This is a genomic window from Micromonospora chersina (assembly GCF_900091475.1).
Lineage (GTDB): Bacteria > Actinomycetota > Actinomycetes > Mycobacteriales > Micromonosporaceae > Micromonospora > Micromonospora chersina.
Map to the genome: position 1 here is coordinate 5,289,353 of NZ_FMIB01000002.1, position 14,184 is coordinate 5,303,536.

At 73.0% G+C, this 14,184-nt stretch carries 13 protein-coding genes and 2 tRNA genes; 11 read left to right on the plus strand and 4 right to left on the minus strand.

From position 1 onward, the window contains the following. Positions 1 to 6 precede the first annotated feature (6 nt). The 7 genes from GA0070603_RS24645 to GA0070603_RS24675 all read left to right on the plus strand — a co-directional run bounded on the left by GA0070603_RS24645 (position 7) and on the right by GA0070603_RS24675 (position 6,397). Positions 7 to 1,020 carry a YlbL family protein gene (locus tag GA0070603_RS24645; RefSeq protein WP_167544585.1) on the plus strand — a complete coding sequence of 338 codons (1,014 nt, stop codon included), beginning with the start codon at positions 7 to 9 and terminating at the stop codon, positions 1,018 to 1,020. Between the two features lie 123 nt (positions 1,021 to 1,143). Next, positions 1,144 to 4,119 carry a UPF0182 family membrane protein gene (locus GA0070603_RS24650; RefSeq protein WP_208862947.1) on the plus strand — a complete coding sequence of 992 codons (2,976 nt, stop codon included), beginning with the start codon at positions 1,144 to 1,146 and terminating at the stop codon, positions 4,117 to 4,119. Positions 4,120 to 4,267: 148 nt separating this feature from the next. Next, positions 4,268 to 4,777: a SigE family RNA polymerase sigma factor gene (locus GA0070603_RS24655; protein WP_091318441.1), complete on the plus strand. Its 510-nt coding sequence runs from the start codon at positions 4,268 to 4,270 to the stop codon at positions 4,775 to 4,777. Then, the gene (locus GA0070603_RS24660) at positions 4,767 to 5,681 is read left to right on the plus strand and encodes a hypothetical protein (RefSeq protein ID WP_091318443.1); all 915 of its coding nucleotides are present in this window, start codon (positions 4,767 to 4,769) and stop codon (positions 5,679 to 5,681) included. Before GA0070603_RS24655 ends, GA0070603_RS24660 begins: the two co-directional genes overlap by 11 nt. Before the next feature lie 59 nt (positions 5,682 to 5,740). Continuing rightward, positions 5,741 to 5,814 (plus strand) — tRNA-Met (locus GA0070603_RS24665). A 146-nt stretch (positions 5,815 to 5,960) separates the two neighbouring features. Further along, a tRNA-Met gene (locus tag GA0070603_RS24670) sits at positions 5,961 to 6,034 on the plus strand. 111 nt (positions 6,035 to 6,145) lie between these two features. Further along, positions 6,146 to 6,397: a hypothetical protein gene (locus GA0070603_RS24675; RefSeq protein WP_091318445.1), complete on the plus strand. Its 252-nt coding sequence runs from the start codon at positions 6,146 to 6,148 to the stop codon at positions 6,395 to 6,397. A gap of 45 nt (positions 6,398 to 6,442) precedes the next feature. Here the strand turns inward: GA0070603_RS24675 and GA0070603_RS24680 are convergent, their stop codons facing one another. After that, on the minus strand, positions 6,443 to 7,762 hold the full coding sequence (locus GA0070603_RS24680; protein WP_091318447.1) for an ABC transporter substrate-binding protein: 1,320 nt from the start codon (positions 7,760 to 7,762) through the stop codon (positions 6,443 to 6,445). A gap of 138 nt (positions 7,763 to 7,900) precedes the next feature. Between GA0070603_RS24680 and GA0070603_RS24685 the strand changes: the two genes are divergently transcribed. Beyond that, a complete protein-coding gene (locus tag GA0070603_RS24685; protein ID WP_091318449.1) occupies positions 7,901 to 8,734 on the plus strand; it encodes a phosphoribosylaminoimidazolesuccinocarboxamide synthase in 834 nt (277 codons plus the stop codon). A 1-nt stretch (position 8,735) separates the two neighbouring features. Here GA0070603_RS24685 and glpK read toward each other — a convergent pair whose 3' ends face one another. Continuing rightward, positions 8,736 to 10,220 (minus strand): glycerol kinase GlpK, encoded by a 1,485-nt coding sequence (gene glpK, locus GA0070603_RS24690; RefSeq protein ID WP_167544586.1) that lies wholly within the window; start codon positions 10,218 to 10,220, stop codon positions 8,736 to 8,738. Positions 10,221 to 10,285: 65 nt separating this feature from the next. Between glpK and GA0070603_RS24695 the strand changes: the two genes are divergently transcribed. Beyond that, positions 10,286 to 11,224, plus strand: coding sequence for a ribose-phosphate diphosphokinase (locus GA0070603_RS24695; protein ID WP_091318453.1), 939 nt, complete (start codon positions 10,286 to 10,288; stop codon positions 11,222 to 11,224). 23 nt (positions 11,225 to 11,247) lie between these two features. Here GA0070603_RS24695 and GA0070603_RS24700 read toward each other — a convergent pair whose 3' ends face one another. Beyond that, positions 11,248 to 11,712: an ATP-binding protein gene (locus GA0070603_RS24700; protein WP_091322283.1), complete on the minus strand. Its 465-nt coding sequence runs from the start codon at positions 11,710 to 11,712 to the stop codon at positions 11,248 to 11,250. Positions 11,713 to 11,827: 115 nt separating this feature from the next. Here GA0070603_RS24700 and macS point away from each other — a divergent pair, with 115 nt between their 5' ends. Both macS and GA0070603_RS24710 read left to right on the plus strand, forming a co-directional pair. Further along, entirely contained in the window at positions 11,828 to 12,952 is a 1,125-nt protein-coding gene (gene macS, locus GA0070603_RS24705) for a MacS family sensor histidine kinase (protein WP_091318455.1), read from the plus strand. An 11-nt stretch (positions 12,953 to 12,963) separates the two neighbouring features. Continuing rightward, entirely contained in the window at positions 12,964 to 13,596 is a 633-nt protein-coding gene (locus GA0070603_RS24710; RefSeq protein ID WP_187399752.1) for a response regulator, read from the plus strand. A gap of 3 nt (positions 13,597 to 13,599) precedes the next feature. On the opposite strand, the gene GA0070603_RS24715 is transcribed toward GA0070603_RS24710, so the two are convergent. Next, positions 13,600 to 14,172 (minus strand): DUF5709 domain-containing protein, encoded by a 573-nt coding sequence (locus GA0070603_RS24715; protein ID WP_091318460.1) that lies wholly within the window; start codon positions 14,170 to 14,172, stop codon positions 13,600 to 13,602. Positions 14,173 to 14,184: the final 12 nt, after the last annotated feature.

The window sequence follows — 14,184 nt, forward strand, 5'->3', positions numbered from 1 at the left end:
TGGCGCATGAGACGTCGCGGCGTGACCGTACTCCTCGGTGCACTGCTCACCGCCCTGCTCAGCGTCGGCGTGCTGAGCGTGCCCATCCCGTACGTGGTGCTCGGTCCCGGTCCGACCGTGAACACCCTCGGCAGTGCGGACGGCAAGGAGATCATCCAGGTCACGGGCCGGTCGACGTCCACCTCCGCCGGGCAGCTCCGGCTCACGACGGTCGGCGTGCAGCCCACCGTCCGGCTCCGGTCGGCGCTGGCCGGCTGGTTCTCGAAGGACGAGGCGGTGGTGCCGCGCGAGCTGGTCTACCCGCCGGGGGAGTCGCAGGAGGAGGTCGAGAAGCGCAACGCCGAGGACTTCCAGAACTCGCAGACCAGCGCGGAGACGGCGGCCCTGCGGGAGCTGGGTTACCCGATCCGGGTGCTGGTGAAGGCGGTCACCGCGGGCGGCCCGTCGGTCGACGTGCTCAAGCCCAACGACGTGATCACCTCGGTGAACGACCAGCCGGTGACAAGCGCCGCGCGGCTCACGGAGCTGATCCGCGCCAAGCCGGCCGGCACCGCGCTGAAGATCGGCTACACCCGTGCCGGCGCGCCGGCCACCGCCACGGTGACCAGCCGCGAGCAGGACGGCCGGCCGCGCATCGGCGTCGAGATCGACCAGCAGCAGCCGCACCCGTTCACCCTCAAGATCGACCTCGGTGACATCGGCGGTCCCAGCGCCGGGCTGATGTTCACGCTCGGCATCATCGACAAGCTGGAGCCGCAGGACCTGACCGGCGGGAAGATCATCGCGGGCACCGGCACCATCGACGACGAGGGCCGGGTCGGCCCGATCGGCGGCATCGCGCAGAAGCTCGTCGGTGCGAAGGAGGCCGGAGCGAAGGTCTTCCTGGTGCCCGCCGACAACTGTGCGGAAGCGGTCCGCAACCCGCAGCCGGACCTGCCGCTGCTGCGGGTGGCGACGCTGGACGACGCGCTGACGGCCCTGGAGAAGCTGCGCGCGGGAGGGCAGCCGACCCGCTGCTGAGGGCCCGCGACGGGTCACCGGACGATCGTGACGTGACCTTGACCCGACGTGTTCAGCAACACCCCGTACTCTGGGTGCCTGGTCGGAGCCGGTCACATCGAGCGTGCGGAGCCAACAGTGGTCATGCGGAGCAGCCCCCTTCCGAGGATGAGCCGGCGCGGACGCGTCACCATCGGGGTCCTGATCGGGGTGTTCGTGTTCTTCACCCTGCTCGGGTGGGGGGTCAACGCCTGGACCGACTGGCTCTGGTTCGACGAGGTCCGCTACACCCAGGTCTTCACCGGCGTGCTCGCCACCCGGCTGCTGCTGTTCCTGGTGATCGGGCTCGGCATGGCGGCGATCGTGGCGGGCAACCTGTGGCTGGCGTACCGGCTGCGGCCGCAGCTCCGCCCGCACTCCGCCGAGCAGGCGACCCTGGAGCGCTACCGGATGCTGCTGAGCCCCCGGCTCGGCACCTGGATCGCCCTGGCCTCCGCGGTCATCGGGCTGTTCGCCGGCCTCTCCGCGCAGAGCCGGTGGAGCCAGTGGCTGCTGTTCCGCAACGGCGGCAGCTTCGGCGTGAAGGACCCGGAGTTCGGCATCGACGTCGGCTTCTACGTCTTCCAGCTGCCGTTCTGGCGCTACCTGCTCGGCGTCGGCTTCACCGCGGTGGTGCTCGCGCTGCTCGGCGCGCTGGCCGTGCACTACATCTTCGGCGGGGTGCGGCTCCAGGGCGTCGGTGACCGGATGACGAACGCCGCCCGGGCCCACCTCAGCTCGCTGGTCGCGGTCTTCGTGGTGCTCAAGGCCATCGCGTACGTGCTGGACCAGCGGGCCATGCTGCTGGAGTACAACGAGGGCGCCAAGCTCTACGGCGCCGGCTACGCCGACATCAACGCGCTGCTCCCGGCGAAGGAGATCCTCGCCTGGATCGCCGTGGTGGTGGCCATCGCGATCATCGTGTTCTCCAACGCGTGGATGCGGAACCTGGTCTGGCCCGGCATCGCGCTCGCGCTGCTCGGCGTCTCGGCCGTGGCGATCGGCGGCATCTACCCGTGGGCCGTGCAGACCTTCGAGGTCAAGCCGAGCGCCCGGGACAAGGAGGCGCCGTACATCGAGCGCAGCATCGAGGCGACGCGGGCCGCGTTCGGCCTGACCGGCACGAAGAGCACCGGGTACGCGGCGGACAACCTCATCCCGCCGGCCAGCCTGGCCACGGACACCTCGGTGGTGCAGAACGTCCGGCTGCTCGACCCGCAGCTGGTCTCCGAGACGTACACCCAGCTCCAGCAGGTCCGCGGCTTCTACGACTTCGGCTCGAAGCTGGACATCGACAGGTACGCGGTGAGCGGCAAGACCTCGGACTACGTGGTCGGGGTGCGCGAGATCAACTACGGTGAGCTGCCCAACAACAACTGGATCAACCGGCACACCGTCTACACCCACGGGTACGGCCTGGTGGGGGCCCCGGCGAACCAGGTGGTCTGCGGCGGCCAGCCGTACTTCGTCTCCGGCTTCCTCGGCGAGAAGGCCCAGGAGGCGTGCTCCTCGCAGACCGAGCAGATCCCGGCCCAGCAGCCGCGGATCTACTACGGCGAGCGGATGGAGGCCGACGACTACGCGATCGTCGGGCAGACCGGTGACCGGAACGTCGAGTTCGACCGCCCGACCTCGACCGGCGGCGAGCAGTACTACACCTACACCGGCGAGGGTGGCGTCGAGATCGGCTCGTTCAGCCGGCGGCTGCTCTACGCGATCAAGGAGCAGGAGTCGAACTTCCTCCTCTCCGAGGCGGTCAACGACGACTCGAAGCTGCTCTACGTGCGCAACCCCCGGGACCGGGTGGAGAAGGTCGCGCCGTTCCTCACGCTGGACGGCGACCCGTACCCGGCGGTGGTGAACGGTCGGGTCCTCTGGATCATCGACGGCTACACCACGGCGGCGACCTACCCGTACGCGGAGCGGGTCAACCTGCAGGCGGAGACGACCGACGAGCTGACCGGGCGGGGCACCTTCCAGCTGGCCCGGGAGAACGTCAACTACATCCGCAACTCGGTGAAGGCGACCGTCGACGCGTACGACGGCACGGTCAAGCTGTACGCGTTCGACGACACCGACCCCGTGCTCAAGGCGTGGAACAAGGCGTTCGGCGGCGAGCTGGTGCTGCCCAAGGGCGACATCCCGCCGGAGCTGGCCGAGCACTTCCGCTACCCGGCCGACCTGTTCAAGGTGCAGCGCAACCTGCTCACCAAGTTCCACGTCACCGACCCGGGCGACTTCTACTCCGGCCAGGACTTCTGGCAGGTGCCGAACGTGCCGGACGCGCCGGACAGCGGGCAGAAGCAGCCTCCTTACTACCTGTTCACCCAGTTCCCGGGGCAGGAGTCGCCGCGCTTCCAGCTCACCGCGGCGGTCACCCCGAACGGGCGGCAGAACCTGGCCGCGCTGGTCACCGGGTCGTACGTCGACGGGCGGCCGCAACTGGAGGTGCTGGAGCTGCCGGACCAGACCCGGATCTCCGGGCCGACGCAGGTGCACCAGCAGATGACGAACAACGGCGACATCCGGCAGCAGCTCAACCTGCTCTCCTCCAACCAGGCGCAGGTGCAGTACGGCAACCTGCTCTCGCTGCCCTTCGCCGACGGCATGCTCTACGTCGAGCCGGTCTACGTGAAGAGCAGCAACCAGGACGCGTACCCGCTGCTGCAGAAGGTGCTGCTCTCCTACGGCGACGGCGGCTCGTACGTGGTGCTCGCCAACAACCTGAGCGACGGCATCAAGCAGCTCGTCGAGCAGGGCAAGCGGGCGGCGACCGGCACCCCGCCGCCGAGTACCGGCGACAACCCGCCGACGACCGGCGGCACGTCCCCGCCGGTGCTCACCGGCGAGCTGGCCGAGGCGGCCGGCAAGGTGCAGAGCGCGATCGCCGAGGTCAAGGCCGCGCAGGCGTCCGGCGACTTCGAGCGGTACGGGCGGGCGCTGAAGGCGCTGGACGAGGCGATGGCCGCGTTCCAGCAGGCCCAGGCGGCGGCCAACCCGTCGCCCGGCCCGGCCCCGAGCGGCAGCGCGTCCGCGTCGCCACCGGCCTCGCCCTCGTCCTCGCCGTCACCGAACGGCTGACGCCGAGCCGACCACGCGAGCCCGTGGTCCGTGACCCGTAACGGTCCGGACCGCGGGCTCGTGTCGCTTACCGGACGGAACACCCGCAACCCGGTGCCCGCTTCCACCGTCATCAGAGCAGGTGGTCGACAGGGAGGCGGGAGCCACGATGCGCGATGCGAACAGCTTCGACGACTTCTACCGCAGCACGTCGGGTCGGTCTCTCCGGTACGGCCGCGCGGTGGCCGGTGACGCCGGTGAGGCACAGGACCTCGTCCAGGAGGCGTACGCCCGGGCCTGGCGGCAGTGGGGGAAGCTCGCCGCGCACCCCGCGCCGGAGGCGTGGCTGCGGCTGGTGATCAACCGGCTGGCCACCGACCGCTGGCGGCGGCTGCGTGGCTGGCGTCTCGCGGCGAGCCGCACCGGCCCACCCGACGACGTGGGGCCGCCGGGTGAGGACACCGTCCTGCTGGTCGGGGCGCTCCGGCGGCTGCCGGCCCGGCAACGGCAGGCCCTCGCCCTGCACTACCTGCTCGACCTGTCGGTGGAGGAGATCGCCCGGGAGGCCGGCGTTCCCGCCGGCACCGTGAAGTCCTGGCTGTCCCGGGGCCGGGCCCGGCTGGCCGAACTGCTGCCCGGCGTGGCCGCCGAGGAACTGGAGGTGAATGATGTCGCGTGACCTGAACCGCCTCTACCGGGCGCTCGCCGCCGACACCGACGAGCGGGTGCTCCCGACCCCGGACCGGGTCCGCCGGCGGGCCGACCGCCGGGCCCGGCAGCGGGCCGCGGTAGGGGCGCTGACCGTCGCCGTGCTGGTCGCCGGCACCGCCGCCGGCACGCGGTGGGTGCTCGCCGCGGGGCCGGACGTCGACCTGGCACCGGCCACCACCACCGGCCCTCCGTCGCCCACCACGGCCCTGCCCGCGCCGACGCCGAGCCGTACCGCCTCACCTCCCGCGCGTACCCCGGACGCGCCGCCGAAGACGAGCGCCCGGCCGCCGGCCGCCAGCCCGACGAGTATCCCGGACCGGGCGTTCTTCGCCCTGGCTGCGGCCAACGACGCCGGCACCGGCAGTGTGTTCGGCTCCGGACCGGTGCTGCCGGCGCTCTGCGGCGCCAAGCCCGGCGAGGAGGGGATCGTCACCCGCCGCGCCCGGTACCTGGCGTTCAAGCTCGCCGGCACGCCGGAGGGACACGTGCTGGACGGCAGCTACCAGCACAGCATCACCGTCTACCGTGACGGCCGCGCCGACGACGCCATGGCCGAGCTGAGGCGGGCCGTGCGTGACTGCCCGACCCAGCCGGGGTCGGACGGTGGCGAGGGACTCACGTCGACTCAGCGGCTGCTGCCCGACGCCGGCTACGGCGACGAGTCGGTGCTGTTCGAGCTGCGCCGGCCCACCACGGACTACGAGGGTGCCCCGGGCGTGGCGGAGGTGGTCCGACTGGTCCGCGCGGTACGCATCGGGAACGTGGTGACGGTGCTCTGGGAGCGGGGCTGGGAGGGGACGTCCAGCCCGCGGTCCCAGGTCGACAAGGACAGCCGGCGAGCCGTGTCGGCGATCCGCGACTGGTTGCGCTGAGTGCGCCCCGGGCCCGTTTTGCGGGTCCGGGGCCCCGTACGCTACGGTTAACGGGCCGACGCGGGGTGGAGCAGCTCGGTAGCTCGCTGGGCTCATAACCCAGAGGTCGCAGGTTCAAATCCTGTCCCCGCTACTCGTCACGAAGGGCCCCGGAGTTCGCTCCGGGGCCCTTCGCCGTGCCGGCGGCGCCGCCACGGCGACCGTGACCCTCGACACCCGACGGGATCGCGGAACCCGGCTGATCTCCACGGCGGACATGAGATAGGCTGTGAAAGCCGACGCGGGGTGGAGCAGCTCGGTAGCTCGCTGGGCTCATAACCCAGAGGTCGCAGGTTCAAATCCTGTCCCCGCTACTCGTCGCGAAAGGCCCCGGAGTTCGCTCCGGGGCCTTTCGCCGTTTCCGGCTGCACATGATCCGGCCCGTCCGTCCTGCCCCGGTTGCGCTTCTCGGCGAGGATGGGGGCATGTCTGGATGGAACAGATGGTGGGGCCGCCTCAGCGCGGTCCTCGGTGCGGTCGTGCTCTCGGTGTTCGTGCCGGTCGCGGCCTGGGCCTCCACGGGTACGGGGGAACTGGTGGTGGAGGCCGCCCGGCGGCGGTCCCGGGGAGGCGGCTTCGGCTTCCTCGGGCTGCTCTGCTGCCTGGCGGTGGTCGTGGTGATCGTGCTGCTGGTGCTGCGCCTGATGCGGGGCCGGCGCGGCGGTCCGCCGCGCTGACGGGAACCGGTCCGCCCGCCGCGCCCCGGGCGCGGCGGGCGGCGGTCACTCGGCCAGGGCCGCGGTCGCCTGGGCCATGAAGCGCGAGGTCGCCGTCCGGGCGCCCGAGCGCTTGGCGCGGATGCTCTCGGCCGCGTCGATGAGCAGGGTACGCACCTTGGCGTGCCCCTTCGGCGGTGGCGCGGGCGCCGGCCCGGTCAGCTCGTCCAACTCGGCGCCGAGGGCCACCACCCGCTTCTCCGCACGGTCGGTGACGCCCTCGACGACGAACGTGCGGACCGGTACGGCGGCGTTCAGGCCGCGCTCGATGCCGAGGATCCGGCCGGCCGCAACGTTTGTGGTCAGGAAGTTGATCACGTCGACGACCACGCCCGGGTGGCGGCTGCCGCGGAAGGCGGCCCAGTACATGGACGCCCGGGGCCACTGCGCCGCGGGCGTGCCCGGGAAGGCGGTCAGGCCCAGCTCGTCGTCGGTGAGCCGTTGCAGCTCCGGCAACTGGTGCGACCAGGCGAACGACGCGGCCGCGTGGCCGGTCACGACGAGCTGGCGGGCCAGCTCGCCGGTGTCGGCCTGCTCCACCAGCCCGGCGCTCGGCGTGGCCCGGTCGGAGCGGGCGACCTCCCAGAACTCGAACCAGTCGAGCAGCTCGCCGGAGCTGAAGCCGAGCTGCCGCCCCTGGTACAGCTCGCTGCCCTGGCCGCGCAGCCAGAGCCACAGCGCCCGGTAGTCGCCGGAGGGGTCCATGGTGCCGGCCACCCGGTTGCCGGAGGCGCGGGTGACCCGGGCGGCCCAGCGCGCGTACTCCCGCCACGACATGCCGGTGTGCGGCTCGGGCTGCCCGAGCCGGCGCAGCAGGTCCCGGTTGTAGACCAGCGCCGCGCTGGTCTGCGCCGCGGGCACCGCCACGGTCCGCTCGTCCACCCGGCCGTAGCGGGCCAGGTGTTCCGGCAGGCCGCGCAGGTCGAGCCGGTTGTCGGCGACGTAGGTGCTGAGGTCGAGGACGATCTCCCGGCGGGCGTACTCGGTGAGCAGGGTGTCGTCGATCTGGAACAGGTCGGGCACGTTGCCGCCGGTGGCCTGGGTGGCCAGCCGGTCGTAGTAGCCGGTCAGCCCCTGCCAGGTCACCCGGAAGCTGACCCGGGGGTTCTCCTGGGAGTAGAGGCGCAGCGCCCGCTCGGTGGCCTCGGCCCGCCGGGCCCCGCCCCACCAGAACACCGACAGCTCGATGGGGCCGTCGTCGACCGGGGTGTCGTCCTCCGGGCCGCAGCCGGACAGCCCGGCGGCGAGCAGCGGCAGCCCGGTCAGCGCGCCGAGCAGCCGCCGCCGGTCGACGCCGGGGCGGGGTACGGACTGCGGTGCGCGCACGGGTTTCTCCCGGGATGCGGGCGGCTGCTGCGGACGGATCATTTACACAGGCCCCGGGCGGGGGTGTCAACGCCGGTGCGGACGGGACGGCCGGTGGCCGCACCGGGCGGCGGCCCACACCCATGGTGTACTAGCGCCGTGGAACTTCTGCACTCGGGCAAGGTTCGGGACGTCTACGCCGACGGCGAGGACCTGATCCTGGTCGCCTCCGACCGCATCTCCATCTACGACGTGGCGCTGCCGACCCCGATTCCGGACAAGGGCCGCCTGCTCACCGCGCTGTCGCTGTGGTGGTTCGAGCAGCTGGCCGACCTGGTGCCGAATCACGTCATCTCCGCCACCGACGTGCCGGCGGAGTTCGCCGGCCGGGCGATCCGCTGCCGGCGGCTGGACATGGTCCCGGTCGAGTGCGTCGCCCGCGGCTACCTCACCGGCGGTGGCTTCGCCGAGTACCAGCGCACCGGCGCGGTCTCCGGTGTCGAGCTGCCCCGCGGCCTGGTGGAGGCGTCGATCCTGCCCGAGCCGATCTTCACCCCGTCGACCAAGGCGCCCAAGGGCGAGCACGACGAGCCGATCACGTACGCCGAGGTGGTCGACAAGGTGGGCGCGGAGACCGCCGAGCGGCTGCGGCAGATCACCATCGACGTCTACCGGCGGGGGGCGGAGATCGCCGCCGACCGGGGCATCCTGATCGCCGACACCAAGATCGAGCTAGGCTGGGCGCCGGACGGCACCCTGGTCCTCGCCGACGAGCTGCTCACCTCCGACTCGTCCAGGTTCTGGCCGGCCGAGTCGTACCAGCCGGGCCGCGCCCAGTTCTCCTTCGACAAGCAGTACGTGCGGGACTGGGCCACCGGCAGCGGCTGGGACCGGCAGCCGCCGGCCCCCGAGGTGCCGGCCGAGGTGGTCGAGGCGACCCGGGCCCGCTACGTCGAGGTCTACGAGAAGCTCACCGGCAACCGCTGGGACTGAGTCACTCCACCCAGTCGAGGGTGCGCTGCACGGCCTTGCGCCAGTTGCGCAGCTCCCGCTCCCGGTGCGCCGGGTCCATCTCCGGCGTCCACTGCGCGTCCGACCGCCACTGGGCGCGCAGCGTGCCCAGGTCCGGCCAGAAGCCGACCGCCAGGCCGGCCGCGTACGCGGCGCCGAGGCAGGTGGTCTCGGTGATCCGGGAGCGGACCACCGGCACGTCGAGGACGTCGGCGAGGAACTGCATGAGCAGGGCGTTGCCGGTCATCCCGCCGTCCACGCGGAGCCGGCGCAGCGCCACGTCGGAGTCGGCGTTCATGGCGTCGACCACCTCGCGGGTCTGCCAGGCCGACGCCTCCAGCACCGCGCGGGCCAGGTGCCCCTTCGTGATGTAGCCGGTCAGCCCGGCGATGACGCCGCGGGCGTCGCTGCGCCAGTGCGGGGCGAAGAGCCCGGAGAAGGCCGGCACCACGTAGCAGCCGCCGTTGTCGTCGACCGTGCGGGCCAGCTCCTCGACCTGGGGGGCGGTGGAGATCAGGCCGAGGTTGTCGCGCAGCCACTGCACCAGCGAGCCGGTGACCGCGATGGCGCCCTCCAGGGCGTACACGGCGGGGTGGCCGTCGATCCGGTAGGCCACCGTGGTGAGCAGGCCGTGCCGGGAGGGCACCGGGCTGGCCCCGGTGTTGAGCAGCAGGAAGCTGCCGGTGCCGTAGGTGCACTTGGCCTCGCCGGGCTGGAAGCAGGTCTGCCCGAACAGGGCGGCCTGCTGGTCGCCGAGGGCGCTGGCCACCGGCACCGCGGCGAGCACCCCGTCGGCGGTGCCGTAGACCTCGGCGGAGCAGCGGATCTCGGGCAGCATCGCGGCGGGGATGCGCAGCGCGTCGAGCAGCTCGGGATCCCAGTCCAGGGTCTCCAGGTCCATGAGCATCGTGCGGCTGGCGTTTGTCACGTCGGTGACGTGCCGCCCGGTGAGCTTCCAGATCAGCCAGCTGTCCATGGTGCCGAAGAGCACCTCGCCCCGCTCGGCCCGGTCGCGCAGCCCGTCGACGTGGTCGAGCAGCCAGCGCAGCTTCGGGCCGGCGAAGTAGGTGGCCAGGGTCAGGCCGGTGCGGGCGCGCAGCCGCTCCTCGTCGTACGCCTCGGCCAGCTCGCGCAGCAGCGGCCCGGTGCGGGTGTCCTGCCAGACGATGGCGTTGGCCACCGGGCGGCCGGTGGCCCGGTCCCAGACCACTGTGGTCTCGCGCTGGTTGGTGATACCCACGGCGGCCAGCCCATCCGGCCCGGTGCCGGCGGCGGCGAGTGCCTCCTGCACCACCTGCTGGACGTTGGCCCAGATCTCCTCGGCGTCGTGCTCCACCCAGCCCGGCCGCGGGAAGATCTGCCGGTGTTCGCGCTGGGCCGAGGCGACGATCTCCCCGGCCCGGTCGAAGACGATGCACCGCGAGGAGGTGGTGCCCTGATCGATGGCGACGACGAACTCTCCGGTCACGGCAGCACCGTACCCGCCGGGAGCGTCCACCGTCTCTCCCCGTTCCACCCGTACGATCAACAGACGTGCGTGACATTGCCGTGTTCAGCGGGACCGCCCACCCGGAACTCGCCGCCGAGATCTGTGCCCACCTCGACGTTCCGCTGCACCCGGTGCGGGTGTCCCGGTTCGCCAACGACTGCCTCGAGGTGCAGTTGCAGGCGAACTGCCGGGAGCGGGACGTCTTCCTCATCCAGCCGTTGGTGCCGCCGGTGCAGGAGCATCTGGTCGAGCTGCTGCTCATGATCGACGCGGCCCGCGGCGCGTCCGCCGGCCGGATCACGGTGGTGCTGCCGCACTACGCGTACGCGCGGTCGGACAAGAAGGACGCCCCGCGCATCTCGATCGGCGGCCGGCTGGTCGCCGACCTGCTCACCTCGGCCGGCGCGCACCGGGTGCTCGCCATGACCCTGCACTCGCCGCAGGTGCACGGCTTCTTCAGCGTCCCGGTGGACCACCTGCACGCGCTGCGTGAGCTGGCCGCCCACTTCAAGGGCCGGGACCTGAGCAACACGGTGGTGGTGTCGCCGGACCTGGGCAACGCCAAGGAGGCGGCGGCGTTCGCCCGGATGCTCGGCACCCCGGTCGCGGCCGGCGCGAAGCAGCGGTTCAGCGACGACCGGGTGCAGATCAGCGCGATCATCGGTGACGTGGCGGACCGGGACGTCATCGTGCTCGACGACGAGATCGCCAAGGGCAGCACGGTGATCGAGCTGATGAGCCACCTGCGTGAGCGGAAGGTCCGCTCGATCCGGCTGGCCTGCACCCACGGCCTCTTCTCCAGCGGCGCGTTGAAGCGGCTGAGCGAGCAGGACGGGGTGCTGGAGGTGGTCTGCACCAACACGGTGCCGATCCCGGAGGAGAAGCGGGTGCCGAAGCTGGAGGTGCTCTCGGTGGCGCCGGCCCTGGCCGAGGCGATGCGGCGGATCCACAACGGCGAGTCGGTGAGCGCGCTCTTCGGCTGAGGCCGGCCCGGATGCCGGGCGGGTCAGCCGTCGGACGGGTGGGTGACCTGCCGGGCGGCCAGCCCCGTCGTGATCCGAACGACGGTGCCGGCCTCGCCGGTCTCCACCGCCATGGTGTCGCTGAGCTCCCGGGCCAGCCAGAGGCCCCAGCCGCCGGCGGTGTCCGGGGCGGGCCGCGCACGGTCGCTGAGCCGCCGCGCGCTGATCCCGTGACCGTGGTCGGCGACCTCGCAGACCAGCTCGCCGGCGCCACGCCACAGCCGCAGCCGGCCCTGCCCGCCGCCGTGCCGGACCGCGTTGGTGATCAGCTCGTTGACCGCCAGCACGAAGTCGTCGAGCCGCTGCCCCACCAGCCCCGCCGCGTGCGCGCACGAGGTGACCGAGTGCCGGAGCTCGGTCACCTGGGCCTGGGTGAAGGCCTCGGCGATGAGGAGGGAAGGTTCGATGGGCACAACCGTACGCGGTGCGGGGGGTTCTGCGTTCGTCATGGCCCCGTCCCGGCGATGGCTCTCGGTCATTTTCGCGGCATTTCCACCGTACGTCAGGGTTTCTCGCGCCGCACCTCGCGACCCGGCGGTGCGCGGCTGTGGCAGGGTGTCGCGCATGCCGTCGTCCCCGGAGGGCCTGGAGGTCCCGCTCTGGCGGTCCATCGCGGTGTTCCGCTTCGCCTCGCTCGCGTACGTGGGGGTGCTGGTCCTCCGCGACGCCCACCGCTACGCGCACCCGGTCGCCGCCGGCGGCGTACTCCTGGCGATGCTGGCCTGGACCGGGGTGACCACTGCCGGCTACGGGCGCCCGGCCGGACGACGCTGGCCCCTGCTCCTGGCCGACCTCGGCGTGGTGCTGGCGATCATGCTGGCCACGCCGTGGGTGATCGGCCACGCGGCGCTCTCCTCCGGCGTGCCCACGCTGACCGTCGCCTGGCTGGCCGGGCCGGTGCTGGCCTGGGCGGTCTCCGGCGGCCGGCGGCGCGGTGCGGTGGCCGCGCTCGTGCTCGGCGCGGCCGACCTGGCCACCCGGGAGCGGATCGGCCAGTCCTCGCTCACCGGGGTGATCCTCCTGCTGCTGGCCGGCGTGGTGGTGGGGCACGTGGCCCGGCTGGCCGTGGAGGCGGAGGCGCGGCTGCAACGCGCGGTGGAGCTGGAGGCGGCCACCCGGGAGCGGGAGCGGCTGGCCCGGGACATCCACGACTCGGTGCTCCAGGTGCTGGCGCTGGTCCGGCGGCGCGGCGCGGACCTGGACGGCGAGGCCGCCGAGCTGGCCCGGCTGGCCGGCGAGCAGGAGGCCGCGCTGCGCGCGCTGATCGGGCGGGCGGGCGCCGCGCCGGACGGGGCGGGGGACGCCCGGGACCTGCGCGACCTGCTCGACCGGTACGCCTCGGCGACCGTGCAGGTGGCCGCGCCGGCCACCCCGGTGCCGCTGCCCGGGCGGGTGGCCGGCGAACTGGCCGCCGCGGTCGGCGCGGCGCTGGACAACGTCACCCGGCACGCCGGCGGGCGCGCCTGGGTGCTGATCGAGGACGAGGGGGAGACGGTGACCGTCTCGGTACGCGACGAGGGCCCGGGAATCCCGGACGGACGGCTGGCCGAGGCCGCCGCGCAGGGCCGGCTCGGGGTGGCCCAGTCCATCCGCGGCCGGGTGGCCGACCTGGGCGGCGAGGTGCGCATCCTCTCCGGCCCGGGCACCGGCACCGAGATCGAGCTGACCGTGCCGCGGAGCGGCCGGTGAGCATCCGGGTGATGGTGGTCGACGACCACCCGATGTGGCGGGAGGGCGTGGCCCGCGACCTCACCGAGGCCGGGCACGTGGTGGTGGCGACCAGCGGGGAGGGGCGCCAGGCGGTGCGGGTGGCCGCGGCGGCCCGCCCCGACGTGGTGGTGCTCGACCTGCAACTGCCGGACGTCTCCGGCGTCGAGGTGGTCCAGGGGCTGCGCGCCGTCCTCCCCGAGGTGCGGGTGCTGATGCTGTCGGCCAGTGGCGAGCCCCAGAGCGTGCTGGACGCGGTCAAGGCCGGCGCCACCGGCTACCTGCTGAAGTCGGCCGCGCCGGCCGAGTTCCTGGACGCGGTGCGCCGCACGGCGGCCGGTGAGCCGGTCTTCACCCCGGGCCTGGCCGGGCTGGTGCTGGGGGAGTACCGCCGGCTGGCCGCCGCGCCGCCCGCCCCGCACGACGACGCACCCCGGCTCACCGAGCGGGAGACCGAGGTGCTGCGTCTGGTGGCGAAGGGGCTGTCGTACAAGCAGATCGCCGAGCGTCTCGGGCTCTCGCACCGGACGGTGCAGAACCACGTGCAGAACACGCTCGGCAAGCTCCAGCTGCACAACCGGGTCGAGCTGACCCGGTACGCGATCGAGCGGGGCCTGGACGGCTGAGGCTCAGCTCGCCTCCGGCGGCCGGGTCTCGTGGACGGCCAGCTCCTCCGCGGTCGCCCCGCCCCCGGCCGAGCCGGCGTCGTAGGCGACGTTGTCGGTCTCCTGGTCGGTGTGCGCGCCCTCGTCCGGCTCGACCAGCCGCCCGACCTGGTGGTCGGCGACGGTGCCGAGCTGGCCGTGGTCGTAGATGGAGACCGGGGAGTGCGGGTCGGAGGTCGGGCCCGGGTCGATCACGTCGGCGTCGAGCTGGGCCTGCGCGGCGGCCTCCTCGCTGTCCGCCTCCGCCGCGATGTCCGGGTCGACCGGGCCGGCCAGCGGGTCGTCGGCGGGCCGTTCGTACTGCTCGCGCTGGAGCTTGTAGTCCAGCGACTCGCCGTCGAGCTGCTCCTCGGCGGTGGTGCCGAAGCGGTCCACGGCGACCGGGGTGCGGTCGGCGGGCAGCTGGGCCGGCTCCGGCCCGTCCGCCTCGCGTCCGGTCAGCACGTCGTCGTTGGCGCTGGAGTCGTCGTCGGCGGTGTCCGGCAGGCCCTCCGCCTCGGGGTCGGACACGGGGGTGGGGTACTCGTCGTCGCGCATGACCGGGAACTA

Coding starts and splice junctions, on each gene's coding strand:
- GA0070603_RS24710 (WP_187399752.1), top strand. CDS start 12,964: ATGGTGGTCGACGACCACCCGATGTGGCGGGAGGGCGTGGCCCGCGAC.
- GA0070603_RS24650 (WP_208862947.1), top strand. CDS start 1,144: ATGCGGAGCAGCCCCCTTCCGAGGATGAGCCGGCGCGGACGCGTCACC.
- GA0070603_RS24660 (WP_091318443.1), top strand. CDS start 4,767: ATGTCGCGTGACCTGAACCGCCTCTACCGGGCGCTCGCCGCCGACACC.
- GA0070603_RS24655 (WP_091318441.1), top strand. CDS start 4,268: ATGCGCGATGCGAACAGCTTCGACGACTTCTACCGCAGCACGTCGGGT.
- macS (WP_091318455.1), top strand. CDS start 11,828: ATGCCGTCGTCCCCGGAGGGCCTGGAGGTCCCGCTCTGGCGGTCCATC.
- GA0070603_RS24675 (WP_091318445.1), top strand. CDS start 6,146: ATGTCTGGATGGAACAGATGGTGGGGCCGCCTCAGCGCGGTCCTCGGT.
- GA0070603_RS24715 (WP_091318460.1), bottom strand. CDS start 14,172: ATGCGCGACGACGAGTACCCCACCCCCGTGTCCGACCCCGAGGCGGAG.
- GA0070603_RS24645 (WP_167544585.1), top strand. CDS start 7: ATGAGACGTCGCGGCGTGACCGTACTCCTCGGTGCACTGCTCACCGCC.
- GA0070603_RS24700 (WP_091322283.1), bottom strand. CDS start 11,712: ATGACGAACGCAGAACCCCCCGCACCGCGTACGGTTGTGCCCATCGAA.